12 protein-coding genes and 1 riboswitch are annotated in these 12551 nt (G+C 71.5%); of the genes, 8 read left to right on the top strand and 4 right to left on the bottom strand.

The genetic code is table 11. The features are described from left to right. The first annotated feature begins 7 nt into the window (after positions 1 to 7). The 6 genes from FKR81_RS32135 to FKR81_RS32110 all read left to right on the top strand — a co-directional run bounded on the left by FKR81_RS32135 (position 8) and on the right by FKR81_RS32110 (position 5773). Positions 8 to 613 carry a histidine phosphatase family protein gene (locus FKR81_RS32135; RefSeq protein ID WP_146357759.1) on the top strand — a complete coding sequence of 202 codons (606 nt, stop codon included), beginning with the start codon at positions 8 to 10 and terminating at the stop codon, positions 611 to 613. After that, complete coding sequence (gene octT, locus FKR81_RS32130; RefSeq protein ID WP_146357757.1) at positions 610 to 1332, top strand: diglucosylglycerate octanoyltransferase; 723 nt, start codon at positions 610 to 612, stop codon at positions 1330 to 1332. Before FKR81_RS32135 ends, octT begins: the two co-directional genes overlap by 4 nt. Positions 1333 to 1352: 20 nt before the next feature. Beyond that, positions 1353 to 2210, top strand: a complete 858-nt coding sequence (locus FKR81_RS32125; protein WP_146357756.1) for a DegV family protein — start codon at positions 1353 to 1355, stop codon at positions 2208 to 2210. A 130-nt stretch (positions 2211 to 2340) separates the two neighbouring features. Beyond that, complete coding sequence (locus tag FKR81_RS32120) at positions 2341 to 3015, top strand: ComEA family DNA-binding protein (protein ID WP_146357754.1); 675 nt, start codon at positions 2341 to 2343, stop codon at positions 3013 to 3015. Next, the gene (locus FKR81_RS32115) at positions 3012 to 5336 is read left to right on the top strand and encodes a DNA internalization-related competence protein ComEC/Rec2 (RefSeq protein ID WP_146357752.1); all 2325 of its coding nucleotides are present in this window, start codon (positions 3012 to 3014) and stop codon (positions 5334 to 5336) included. Before FKR81_RS32120 ends, FKR81_RS32115 begins: the two co-directional genes overlap by 4 nt. Next, entirely contained in the window at positions 5312 to 5773 is a 462-nt protein-coding gene (locus tag FKR81_RS32110) for a hypothetical protein (RefSeq protein WP_146357750.1), read from the top strand. The genes FKR81_RS32115 and FKR81_RS32110 overlap by 25 nt, the downstream gene beginning before the upstream one ends. A gap of 337 nt (positions 5774 to 6110) precedes the next feature. Here FKR81_RS32110 and FKR81_RS32105 read toward each other — a convergent pair whose 3' ends face one another. Next, complete coding sequence (locus FKR81_RS32105; RefSeq protein ID WP_235921880.1) at positions 6111 to 6434, bottom strand: hypothetical protein; 324 nt, start codon at positions 6432 to 6434, stop codon at positions 6111 to 6113. Positions 6435 to 6507: 73 nt separating this feature from the next. Here FKR81_RS32105 and FKR81_RS32100 point away from each other — a divergent pair, with 73 nt between their 5' ends. Continuing rightward, positions 6508 to 6978: a hypothetical protein gene (locus tag FKR81_RS32100; protein WP_146357748.1), complete on the top strand. Its 471-nt coding sequence runs from the start codon at positions 6508 to 6510 to the stop codon at positions 6976 to 6978. A gap of 82 nt (positions 6979 to 7060) precedes the next feature. Here the strand turns inward: FKR81_RS32100 and thrC are convergent, their stop codons facing one another. After that, positions 7061 to 8317, bottom strand: a complete 1257-nt coding sequence (thrC, locus tag FKR81_RS32095; protein WP_146357746.1) for a threonine synthase — start codon at positions 8315 to 8317, stop codon at positions 7061 to 7063. An 11-nt stretch (positions 8318 to 8328) separates the two neighbouring features. After that, positions 8329 to 8444: riboswitch (SAM riboswitch) on the bottom strand. 68 nt (positions 8445 to 8512) lie between these two features. Between thrC and holA the strand changes: the two genes are divergently transcribed. Continuing rightward, positions 8513 to 9511, top strand: coding sequence for a DNA polymerase III subunit delta (gene holA, locus FKR81_RS32090; protein WP_146357744.1), 999 nt, complete (start codon positions 8513 to 8515; stop codon positions 9509 to 9511). Positions 9512 to 9717: 206 nt separating this feature from the next. On the opposite strand, the gene rpsT is transcribed toward holA, so the two are convergent. Continuing rightward, positions 9718 to 9978 (bottom strand): 30S ribosomal protein S20, encoded by a 261-nt coding sequence (rpsT, locus tag FKR81_RS32085; protein ID WP_146357742.1) that lies wholly within the window; start codon positions 9976 to 9978, stop codon positions 9718 to 9720. A gap of 128 nt (positions 9979 to 10106) precedes the next feature. Continuing rightward, a complete protein-coding gene (locus FKR81_RS32080) occupies positions 10107 to 12359 on the bottom strand; it encodes a glycoside hydrolase family 3 N-terminal domain-containing protein (RefSeq protein ID WP_146357740.1) in 2253 nt (750 codons plus the stop codon). Between the last annotated feature and the right edge of the window lie 192 nt (positions 12360 to 12551).

Here is a 12551-nt window from a genome sequence, read left to right as displayed (position 1 = left end):
GTAGAAGATGACCCTGAGCCGGCTCGTGCTGTGGCGGCACGGTGAAACCGAATACAACGCGACCGGTCGCATGCAGGGTCACCTGGACTCGATGCTCACCGAGACGGGGATGAACCAGGCCAGGTTCGCCGTCCCGGTGCTCACCGGGTTCGGCTCGGAGGTCGTCGTGGCCTCGGACCTGCGCCGCGCGCGGGACACCGCGACGGTGTTCACGTCGGCCGTCGGCATCCCGCTGCGCATCGACGAGCGGCTGCGGGAGACGCACCTCGGCAAGTGGCAGGGCCTGACCCTCGACGAGGTCGAGGCCGAGTGGCCGGGCGCGGTCGACGTGTGGCGGTCCGACGCGACGTTCACGCCGCCGGACGGCGAGAGCCGGGTCGAGGTCGCCGAACGCGCCGTCCAGGTCGTCAACGAGGTCGACGCGGAGTTCTCCGGCACCGCGATGCTGTGCGCGCACGGTGGCCTGATCAGCTCGCTGACCGGGCGGATGCTCGACCTGCCGGTGGAGGCGTGGTCGCAGCTCGCCGGGATCAGCAACTGCCACTGGACCGTGTTCACCCGGCGTGCGGGCCGGTGGCGGCTGTCGTCCTACAACGCGGGCACCACCCGTTGAGACTGCTCGTACTGGCCGACTCGCTGGCCTTCCACGGGCCTGACGGACCGCTCCCCGCCGATCACCCGCGGCTGTGGCACAACATCGCGGCCGCGTCACTGGGCGGGCACGCCGAGCTGGCGGCCGGGTTCGGCTGGACCGCGCGGGACGCCTGGTGGGCGTTGACCGGTGACCCGCGCGTGTGGTCGTTGCTGCCGCGCACGGACGTCATCGTGTTCGCGGTGGGCAGCATGGACACGCTGCCGTCGCCGCTGCCGACCTACCTGCGGCTCGGGCTGCGGTACCTGCGGCCGGACGGTCTGCGCAGGTGGGTGCGTCAGTCGTACGTGTCGGCGCAGCCTCACCTCGCGCGGCTGCTGGGCGGTTGGCCGGTGGCGTTGCCGCCGCACCTGACCGTCCGGTACCTGTCGGACTCGCTGCGGTCGGTGCGCAACCTCGAGTACGACATGCCGATCGTGGGGATCGTGCCGTCGGTGCACCGGGCGTCGTCGTACGGCGGCGTGCACACGGGCCACGCGGCGGCCGTGCGCGCGGTGCGGGCGTGGGGTGCGCGAGACTCGGTTCCGCTGCTGGACCTGCCGTCCGTGATCGGCTCGCACGTGCGCGACGGTCGGGGCAACCCCGACGGCATGCACTGGGGCTGGGAGGGACACGAGCTGGTCGGTTCGGCGATGGCTGAACTGATCAGGTCCGTGGCGGTCAGTCACTCCGACGGGTGAGGGCCGTAGGCTCGTCGATCGTGCGCATCACCATCGTCACCGACTCCACGGCGTACCTGCCGGAGGGGTTCGCGCAGCGCCATTCGATCACCGTGGTGCCGCTGCACGTGGCGGTGGACGGCGACGGGCGCCTCGACGGCGTCGACTTCGGTCCGGCCGAGCTCGCGCTCGCGCTCGGCGAGCACCGCAGGGTCACCACGTCGCGGCCGACACCGGGCGAGCTGGCCGGCGTCTACCGGTCGCTGTTGGCGTCCGACACGGACGCGATCGTGTCCGTGCACCTGTCCCGCGACCTGTCCGGCACGTGGGAGGCCGCGCGGCTGGCGGCCGAGGAGGTCGATCCCGCTCGCGTGCGGGTCGTCGACTCGCGGTCGACCGGGATGGGGCTCGGGTTCGCGGTGCTCGCGGCCTGTGCCGCCGCGTCGCGCGGTGAGTCGCTCGACGGCGTGTTCGACGCGGCCGCCGGCGTGCGGACGCGGATGTTCTTCTGCGTGGAGACGCTGGACTTCCTGCGGCGCGGTGGGCGGATCGGTACCGCGGCGGCTCTCGTGGGTACCGCGCTGGCGGTGAAACCGTTGCTGCACATGGACGACGGCCGGATCGTGCCGCTGGAGAAGGTGCGCACGATGGGGCGTGCCGTCGGGCGTCTGGTGGATCTCGCGGTGTCGGCGGCGGGGCCCGGACCGGTGGGGCTCGCGGTGCACCACCTGGCCGCGCCCGACCGCGCGGCGGAGCTGGCGACCAGGCTGGACGAGCGGCTGAACGGGTCGGCCGGGTGCGTCATCTCCGAGGTCGGCGCCGTGATCGGCGCGCACACGGGACCGGGCGTGCTGGGCGTCGTGGTGCTGCCGGGCGGTCTTCCCGCGATCGCGGGCTGATACCACACCCCACCGACAACCCCGCGCCACCGAGGTGCGGCTGAGGGTGACTTGTCCACACCCGCGGACCTGTCCACATCTGGATCATCACCGCCCCCGCCCCGCCATCCCCCGCCCTAGCGTCGTCCCCATGTTCCCCCGCCACCCCCAGGCCGACCTGCCCCGAGCCCGCCTGGCCGCACTGGCCGACGAGGCCACCAGCAACCCCTCCGTCGTGTTCGCCAAGTCCGAGGACGCCGAAGAGCACGGCCGCGCCCGTCGCCGCCTGCCGCGGCTGCCCCGCCGAGGCCTGCTCGCCTGGGCCGTCGCCGCGGTCGGCCTGGTCGTCGGGCTGGGCGCGTGGTGGCAACGCCCGCCCGTCGAGCACCCGCCCGAACTGGCGGTCGTGTCCAGTTCCGCGCCCGAGCGGCTCGTCGTGAACGTCGTCGGCGCCGTGCCGCGCCCCGGCCTGGTGACGGTGACGAGCGGTGCCCGCGTCGCCGACGCGGTGGACGCCGCGGGTGGTCCGGTCGCGGGCACGGATCTGCACGGCCTCAACCTGGCGCGCAAGGTCACCGACGGCGAGCAGATCGCCGTCGGCGTGCCACCGCCGCCCGGTGGTGGTGCGACCGACCAGAAGCTCGACCTGAACACCGCCACGCAGGCCCAGCTCGACGAGTTGCCGGGCGTGGGACCGGTGACGGCGCAGCGCATCGTCGACTGGCGCACCCGGCACGGCCCGTTCGCGTCCGTCGAGCAGCTCCGCGAGGTGGACGGCATCGGCGACAGCAAGCTGGCGAAGCTCTCCGATCGACTCCGCACATGACGACCAGACACGACTTCCGCCTGGTCCCGGCCTCGCTGGCGGTGTGGGGAGTGGCTCTGGCCGGCCTCCTGCTGAGCTGGCAGGTCGCCCTGGTCGCCGGCGCCGTGGCTGGCCTGGCCGGCCTGACGTGCCTCCGCCGCGGCTGGACGGGCCGGGCGTGCGCTCTGGCGCTCATGGTCTGCGGCCCGGTGGTGGCGATGTGGATCGGCACTCAGGTCCACCGGGCCGAGTCCCACCCGCTGCGCTTCGCGGCGGACCGGGGCGACCAGGTCACCGTGCGGGCGGAGATCACCGACCGTCCGCGAGGCGTGCGCTCGGAAGGCTTCGGCTCACGGCAGGGCGGTATCGCCCAGGTCGTCATGGGCGCTCAGGTGCACGGCGCCCGCGTGATCCTGCTGGCTCCCGCCGAACGCTGGCGCGACCTCCTGCCGGGCCAACCGGTACTCGTGAAAGGCACCCTGGCGCCACCACGCGGCGGCGACCTGACGGTGGCCCTCCTGAGAGTGCGCGGCCCGCCGCAGCTCCTCGGCGCCGCGCCGGTCTGGCAACGCGGCGCCGAAAGCCTGCGCGCCGGCCTGCGCTCGGCGAGCCAGGTGCTGGCCCCCGAGTCGGCGGGCCTGCTGCCCGCGCTGGTCGTCGGTGACACCGAGGGCATGTCGCCACGGGTCGTGGACGAGTTCCGCACCGCGGGCCTGTCCCATCTGCTCGCGGTGAGCGGCGCGAATCTGGCGATCTTGTGCGGTGCGGTCCTGTTGCTGCTCCGTGCGCTCCACGCGGGGCCCAAGCTCTGCGCGGCAGGCTGCCTGGCCGCCCTGATCGGGTTCGTCCTGCTGGCCGGACCGGAACCGAGCGTCCTGCGTGCCGCGGCGATGGCGGCGGTAGCGCTGCTCGCACTGGTCTTGGGCCGTGAACGCTCCGCCTTGTCCGCTCTGGCCTTCGCGGTGCTGTGCCTCGTCCTGTACGACCCGGCACTGGCCACCGAACCGGGCTTCGCGCTCTCGGTGGTGGCAACAGCGTCCCTGGTGCTGCTGGCACCGCGCTGGGCCCGCGCCCTTCGGGACCGCGGTGTGCCGGTCGGTCTGGCTGAGGCGCTGGTGGTGCCGGTGGCGGCGAACCTGGCCACCGCACCGCTGGTGGCCGGTCTGTCCGGCGAGGTGAGCCTGGTGGCGGTGGCCGCGAACCTGGCTGCCGCACCGGTTGTGGCACCGGCAACGGTGCTGGGCGTGCTGGCCGCGGTGGTAGCGCCGCTGCACCGGTGGACCGCCGAACTGCTGGTGCGGATCGCGGGCCCGGAGGTCGACTGGCTGATCGCCGTGGGCAGACACGCGGCCGCTGTGCCAGGAGCGTCCGTGTCCTGGCCGGAGGGCTGGCTGGGCGCACTGCTCCTGCTGGTCGTGATCGCCACGGCCGCGGCACTGCTCCGCCTGCGCCGCACGCGGGTGCTGGTGGTCGCGTTCCTGGTCGGTGGCTTCATCGCTTTGGTGCCGCTGAAGGGAATCGCACCAGGCTGGCCACCACCGGGCTGGTCGGTGGTCGCCTGCGACGTGTCCCAGGGCGACGCCGTCGTCCTGGCGACCGCGGACCCAGGCCGCGCCGTCCTGGTCGACACCGGCCCGGATCCCGGCGCGGTGGCCAAGTGCCTGCGGTCGTTGCACGTCAAGGAAATCCCGCTGCTGGTGCTCACCCACCTCCACGCCGACCACGTGGGTGGCGGCCTGTCGTCGGTGCTGGCGGACCGGGCTGTCGGCGCGATCGCGGTGGGCCCGCTGCGTCAGCCCGCATGGGCGTGGCGGGAGGTGGAACGCCAAGCACGCACTCGTGGCGTGCGCGTAGTCGAACCCGTTGCCGGCCAACGCTTCACGTGGCCCGGCCTGGAACTGGAGGTGATCGGCCCACGCCGCACACCGGTGGCCACCGGTGACGACGAGAACACCGCGGTGAACGACCAGTCCCTGGTGCTGCGCGCTCACACCCCAGCAGGCCGAGTGCTGCTGACCGGCGACGTGGAACTCGCGGGCCAGGCCGCACTGCTGGGCCGCCCGGACCTGCAGGCCGAGGTCCTGAAGGTCCCGCACCACGGCTCGCGCTACTCGCTTCCAGCGTTCCTGACCCGCGTGCGCCCGCGGGTGGCGCTGGTGAGCGTCGGCGCCGACAACCGCTACGGCCACCCGAGCAAACACGTCATCGACGTGCTGACAGCGAACGGCGCGCTAGTTCTGCGCACCGATCGCGATGGAGATCTGGCAGTGCTGCCGGGCGTCCGAATCGTCCGGCGCAAACAAGGAAGGAACCCGAGATGGACCAGGTGTGGATCAGGCTGAACAACGGCTGGGCCCCGACCGCTGACGGCGGCTACGGCTTCGGCTGGGCCCTGTGGCAGCCCAAGTACAACGCGACCCACTGGCCGCACGACGACCTCGAAACCGGCTTCGCGTACTACGTCTGCGAACGGAACAAGCCGGGCGGCAGAGTCGTGACCGCCAGGGCAACCGTCGAAGACGCTGTGCCACCAACAGAAGTGGCGTCCCCCGAGGAGGCTTACCGCCTGGTCGCCGAACACCTCTTCGACGGCAAGTTCTCCATCCGCCGCGAGGAGTGGCACGCCCACCACTACAACCTGGCCAAGGCGAACTCCCCGTGGCCACAACTGGTCACGGCGTGGCGCAGCACCATCGAACCGGTGGGCCCCTACGCCCTCAAGTGCCTGGATCGCTTCCCCCGAACCGGCTGGCTCCGCACCGAGGAGATCGCCATGTAACCGCCGACCTTTCGCGCAACCGGCACGCAGTCCAACCGCACGGCGCCCCCGTGGGGTGTGCGCCTGGATGCAGCCCGCACCCTTGCCGCACACCCCCGAACACGGGATTGCGGCCGCGCGGCCGGTGTGGGCGGGCGGCGATACCGCCTGCTGGCCACGCCTGCCCCCAGCCGCTCGTGCGTTTGGTGCCCCGCCCGCTGGTGGGCGGACGGGTGAGGGCCGCCGTGTGCGCGCTGGGCGGGCCGCAGTCGACTCGCCGCTCCGCCTGCTGGCCAGACGCCGCCTCGCCCTCCGCCGAGGTGTCTGCGGTCGTGGGGTGGCGGGCGCTGGCCGGCGATCACCACTTGTCGTCGAGTCTCGCCACCCGGTGTCGGAACTCGCGAGCGTCGCGGGGTGGCAGTGCGGCGGCGACGGCGGCGAGCACAGCCCTGAGCTCAGCCGGGTCTGGGCAGCATTCCCAGACACCGCAACCGAACTCGGTCCGCCACAACCGCCGCATCGGGTCCCGGACGAAGATCGCCCAGGACCGGTAGGCAGTGGCCCCGTTGCCGGGAGTCCAGCCACGGGAGCGTTCGAGCCGCGAGACAGCGAGCCTGCCGCGAGCGGACAGCCAGGCGATCTCGTCGCACTGGCGAGGAGCGAATCGAAGGTGGGCGCGCACGCGCGCCGGAGACCTACGCGCCATGTCCCTTTCGGGTCGTCATGGCGGCGAGCGTAGCAACGAGGAGAACAAGGTGAACGATGTGTGGATCAGGCTGAACAGCGGGCGGGCCCAGTTCGCCCAGTGCGGCATCGGTTTCGGCTGGGCCATCTGGCAACCGAGGTACGTCCCGGCCCCGTGGCCGCACGACGAGCTGAAACCCGACTTCGCGTACTACGTCTGCGAGGACACCGATCCCGGCCGCAGAGCCATCACCGCGAGAGTGACCGTCGAGGCGGCCCTGCCGCGGACCGAGGTGGCGTCCGCCGCGGACGCCTACCGGATCGTGGCGGACCACCTGTTCGACGACGAGTTCACGATCGACCAGGTCACCTGGTGGGCCAACGACTACAACCAGATCAAGGCGAAGGCGCCCTGGCCGCAGTTCGTCACCGCGTGGCGCGGTCTCGTCGAGCCGGTGGGTCCGTACGTGCCGGACGTCGGCCGGTTCCCGAGCACCTGCTGGCGGCGAGCAGACGAGATCCCCTTGCTCCGGGTCGGCTGAGCGACGCGCTCGGCTGACGTGCCGAGGCCCGAGCAGGGGCCAGAGCTGGTGCCGCGCGGGTGCGCGGCACCGTCCGGGGCGACTACTTCAGTGCGTTGATCACGGCTTCGGCCGACGCGGGCACCGTGGCGCGCGGGCCGATGGTGTCGCCGAGCGCGTCGAGGGTCTTGAGGCCGTCGCCGGTGATGAGCAGGACGGTCTCACCGTCGGGGTCGAGCTGGCCGGTCTCGATCAGCTTCTTGGCCGTCGCCACGGTCACGCCACCGGCCGTCTCGGCGAAGATGCCCTCGGTGCGGGCGAGGAGCTTGATGCCCTCGACGACCTCTTCGTCGGTGACGTCCTCGATGGCGCCGTTGGTGCGGCGGACGGCGTCGAGGACGTAGGGGCCGTCGGCGGGGGCACCGATCGCCAGTGAGCGGGCGATGGTGTCCGGGCGGACCGGGCGGACCACGTCGTGGCCTTCCTTGAAGGCGGCCGAGACGGGAGAGCAGCCGGTGGCCTGTGCGCCGAACACGCGGTACGGGGTCTGCTCGACGAGGTCGAGCTGGCCGAGTTCGCGGAACGACTTGTCGACCTTGGTCAGCTGGGAGCCGGAGGCGATCGGGACGACGATCTGGTCGGGCAGGCGCCAGCCGAGCTGCTCGGCGACCTCGTAGCCGAGGGTCTTGGAGCCCTCGGCGTAGTAGGGGCGGACGTTGACGTTCACGAACGCCCAGTCCTCGTGCTCGGCGGCCAGTTCCTGGGCGAGGCGGTTGACGTCGTCGTAGTTGCCGTCGACGGCGATCAGCGCGCCTTCGTACACGGCCGTCATGAGGATCTTGGCGCGCTCGAGAGAGGAGGGAACGAGGACAACCGACTGCCAGCCCGCGCGGGCGGCCGCCGCGGCCACCGCGTTCGCCAGGTTGCCCGTCGACGGGCAGGCGAGCACCTTGAAGCCGAGCTCGCGGGCTGCCGCGAGTGCGACGCCGACGACGCGGTCCTTGAAGGAGTGGGTGGGGTTGCCGGTGTCGTCCTTCACCCACACCTTGCGGACGCCGAGCGCCTTCGCGAGGCGGTCGGCCTCGACCAGGCGGGTGCCGCCGGGGTTCGTGTTCGGGTGCTGGTCCACAGTGGACGGGACCGGGAGAAGGCCGCGGTAGCGCCAGATCGACCGGGGGCCGGATTCGATGTCCTCGCGGCGAATCCTGCCGAAGTCGTAGGCCACTTCCAGCGGCCCGAAACACTCGAGACAGGCGTACTCGGGGGCGAGAGGCGTCTCGTTGCCGCATTCGCGACACAGCAGGGCGCGCGCGGGGCCGAGATCGAAGGTGGTGCTCGGGGGCACAGTGACAGCAGTCATCGCGAGGTATCTCCTCATCTTTCCCGCGAACGGGTCGGAATTGGCACCGTGATCGTCACGAAATAACGGCGTGACGCCGGTTGCCGGGGCTTCGTCGGGCCGATCCCTCTGCCCCTCTGGATGAGCGGTGTTCAGTTGTGCCATCCAAGCTACGGCAAGATCTCGCGGATCAGCCACCGGCGTCCACGAGATGGGATGTCGGTGCTCCGTGGGAGGATCGCCCTCGTGAGTGCACCGGATCCACTGCACCTCGTCGTCGGCGAGGAGGAGCTGCTGGTCGAACGGGCCGTCAAGGTCGCGCTGGACGAGGCGAGGGCGGCCGATCCGCAGGCTGACCTGACGCGGGTCCAAGTGAGCGACCTCACCCCTCCGGAGCTGGCCGAACTGGTCAGCCCGTCGCTGTTCGCCGAGGGGCGCGTGATCGTTCTGCAGGGTGCGCAGGACATCGGCAAGGAGATCGCGGACGCGGTGCTCGCCTACGTCAAGGCGCCCGCGGACGGCATCACGCTGGTCGTCACGCACACCGGCGGCGGCCGCAGCAAGGCCGCCAAGGACCTGCCCGGCGCGCTCAAGAAGGCCAAGGCCCGCGTCACCGAGTGCGCCAAGATCACCAAGCCGGCGGACCGCGAGGCGTTCGTCCGCAACGAGGTGCGCCAGGCGGGCGGCAAGATCGACGGTGAGGCCGTGGCGACGCTCATCGACGCGGTCGGGTCGAACCTGCGTGAGCTGGCCGCGGCCAGCTCACAGCTGGTCGCGGACACCGACGGCAAGGTGACGGTCGACGAGATCCGGCGCTACCACCAGGGCAAGGCCGAGGTCACCGGCTTCGCGGTCGCAGAGAAGGCCGTCGTCGGTGACCGGGCGGGTGCGCTGGAGGCGTTGCGCTGGGCCATGCAGCTCGGCGTGGCGCACGTGCTGGTCGCGGACGCGCTGGCGGACGCCGTGCGCACGGTCTCGCGCGTGGCAGCGGTCGGCCGGGCGGACCCGTTCAGCCTGGCCGGTCAGCTCGGCATGCCGCCGTGGAAGATCAAGAAGGCGCAGCAGCAGTCCCGAGGCTGGGACGCGGCGGGCCTCGCGGATGCCATGCAGGTGGTTGCCGGCCTGAACGCCGACGTCAAGGGCGTGGCGGCGGACGCCGACTACGCGCTCGAACGCGCCGTGCTGCGCATCGTCGCAGCCCACGGCCGCCGCTGACAGTCGCCGAACGCCTGAGAAACGCCGAAGGGCGCCACCCCCGACCAGGAGTGACGCCCTTCGAAAGCTCACCCGCGCGCGGTGACCCTTGAGGGGGTCCGGGGGCTTGCCCCCGGCGCGGGGTGTGGGGGCTCGGCCCCCACAAGACACGTGATTCGCGAGATGGTCTGCGCTTTCCGCAGACACACCTCACCCAAGAAGTCGAATCACAGCTGGTTGACGCGCAGCGCCATGGCCGACTTCTTGTTGGCAGCCTGGTTGGCGTGGATGACGCCCTTGGTGGCGGCCTTGTCGAGCTGGCGGGACGCGACCTGCAGCAGCTCGAGCGCCTTCGCCTTGTCACCGGCCTCGGCAGCCTCGCGGAACTTGCGGATCGCGGTCTTGAGGGACGACTTCACGGACTTGTTCCGCAGTCGCGCCTTCTCGTTGGTCTTGATCCGCTTGAGCTGGGACTTGATGTTCGCCATGCGAATACCCTTGTCTGTTCGAAACCGGAGTTGTCGTACCGCGCTTGTGGTCGGCACCACCCGCGAAGGGCGGTTCTCCTCCATGACGGAGCGCCGCACGGCACGACGAGAAAGGGTATCAGGCCAGCTCAGCGCACCGTGAATCCGGCCTTCCCTGCGCCGACGACGACCTCGTAGGCGCTGCGGGCCACCTCACGCCTGCCGTCGCCGTCCACGTCGCCCGCGGTCACGGCCAGCTGCCGCGTGGAGAAGGTCACCTCGGCGGCCCGGCTCTCACCCGGCTGCAGGTCCACCCGCGCGTATCCGACCAGGCGTTTCTCCGGCACCGCCACCGGGCTGACCGGCTGGTGCACGTACACCGGGACCACGACCGAGCCCGCCCGCGAGCCGGTGTTGGCCACCGTGAACCGCGCGACGACCTGGTCGCGTGAGAGCGACGCGGTCAGGCCCGTTGTGACGAACGTCGTGTACGAGAGGCCGTGGCCGAAGGCGTAGGCCGGGTCGTACTTGGACGTCGCCGACGTGTTGGCGCCGGGCAGCTGGTCGTAGGACAGCGGCTGGTCGCCGACGAGCTTCGGCCACGACACCGGCAGCCGCCCGCTCGGGTTGACCGCGCCGAACAGGACGTCGGCGATGGCGCGGCCGCCCTCGCTGCCCGGCAGCCAGCCAGCGACCAGCGCGTTCGCGTCGGCCACCGAACCCAGCACCTGCGGACGGCCGGTCAGCAGCACCACGACCACCGGCTTGCCGGTCGCCTGCACCGCGTCCACCCACGCCTGCTGCTCGGCGGTCAGCGCGGGTGTCTCGGTGTCGGCAGGACCTTCGGCGCCCGGCTTCTCGCCGAGCACGACGACCACCGCGTCGGCGTCCGCCGAAGCCGCGACGGCCGAGGCCACGTCCGGCGCGTGCACCACGGACCCGGCTGCTTCGCGCAGGCCGGTCAGCACGGTCGCGGTCGGCGGGAGCGGGTAGTCGTCCGGCACGCCCTGCCACTCGACGGTCCAGCCGCCGAGCTGGCGGCGGACGTCGTCGGCGGTCTCACCGGTCACGACGATCTTGCGCGCGCCCGGCGACAGCGGCAGCACGCCGTCGTTCTTCAGCAGCACGGTTCCCGCCGAAGCGGCCTGGCGAGCGAGAGCGCGGTCCGCGCCGTTGACGATCGCGTCGGCCTTCGCGGGGTCCACGAACGGCTTCTCGAACAGGCCCAGGTCGAACTTCAGCGTCAGGATCCGCCGCACCGCCTGGTCGATCCGCCCGCGCGACACCGCACCGCTGCGCACGTTCTCCAGCAGCAACGTGGTGAACTCGCCCGCGTTCGACGGCTCCATCGCCATGTCCACACCGGCGTTGACGGACTGGGCGATCGCGGCGCGGTAGTCCGGTGCCACGTGGTACCGGTCGACCAGGTAGCGCATGTCCTGCCAGTCGCTGATCGCGACGCCCTTGAACCCCATCCGCTCGCGCAGCTGCGTCTGCAGCATGAAGCGGGACGCGTGCACCGGCACGCCGTTGATCGCGCCGGAATTGATCATCACGGTGCGCACACCCGCGTCGAACTGCGCCTGGAACGACGGCAGCACGGTGTCCTGCAACAGCCGCACCGGCAGCTGCGCGGGGGAGCGGTCGTGGCCGTTCAACGGCTGCGAGTAGCCGGCGAAGTGCTTGGCGGTGGCGGTCAGCTGAGCCGTGTCGTCCACACGGGACTGTTGCCCCCGGACGTTTCCGGCGGCCAGAGAGCCTGCCAGGTAAGGGTCTTCGCTGTAGGTCTCGTAGTAGCGTCCCCACCGCGTGTCGCGCGAGATGTCGGACACCGGCGCGAAGTTCCAGAACACGCCCGTCGCGCGCATCGCCCGCGACGTCGACTGGCCGAGCTTCTCCTGCAGCGCCGGATCCCACGTGGCGCCGAGGCCGATCTGGTGCGGGAACATCGTCGCGCTGACGACGTTCGAGTGGCCGTGCACGCCGTCGGCGCCGTACAGGACGGGAATCTTGAGCCTGCCGTGGTCCAGCGCGTACCTCTGGATCCCGTTGGTCATCTCCGCCCACGCCCGAGGCGTGTTCTCCACCGGGAAATCGCCACCGCCGGACAGGATCGACCCGACGTGCGCGTCGGACAGCACGGTCTTCATGCAGTCGTCGCGCAACGGGCCGTTGGCGAAGTTGCAGTCACCGCGCAGCTTGCCCACGCGGATCTGGGTCATCTGGCCGACCTTCTCCTCCAGCGTCATCCGCCGGAGCAGGTCCTCGACCCGCCGGTCGACCGACGCCGACGAGTCGCGGTAGGTCTCCAGTCCCGACGCCAGGCTTCCGGCCTGTGTCAGCGAGGTGATCAGGGCAGCAACACCGAGCGCGCCGAGAACGGCACGCTTGCGGGAAAACATCGACGGAACTCCTCCACGCTCACTGCGCCCGCAGCCACCTTCGCGTGCCGGCGAAGCCGCCGACAGAGCCGAAAGACATCCCAGGAGCTTGAATGTCAAGCAGCAGCCTTCTCGACACGATGCGACCAGGCGGTCGCCTCGTCGTAGTGCGTGCGGGTTTTGAGGCAGCCATGCAGGATGCCGACGCACCGG

Source organism: Lentzea tibetensis, assembly GCF_007845675.1.
Taxonomy (GTDB): domain Bacteria; phylum Actinomycetota; class Actinomycetes; order Mycobacteriales; family Pseudonocardiaceae; genus Lentzea; species Lentzea tibetensis.
The sequence above is the reverse complement of the archived record's forward strand: the minus strand, read 5'-3'. Positions and strand labels throughout refer to the sequence as shown.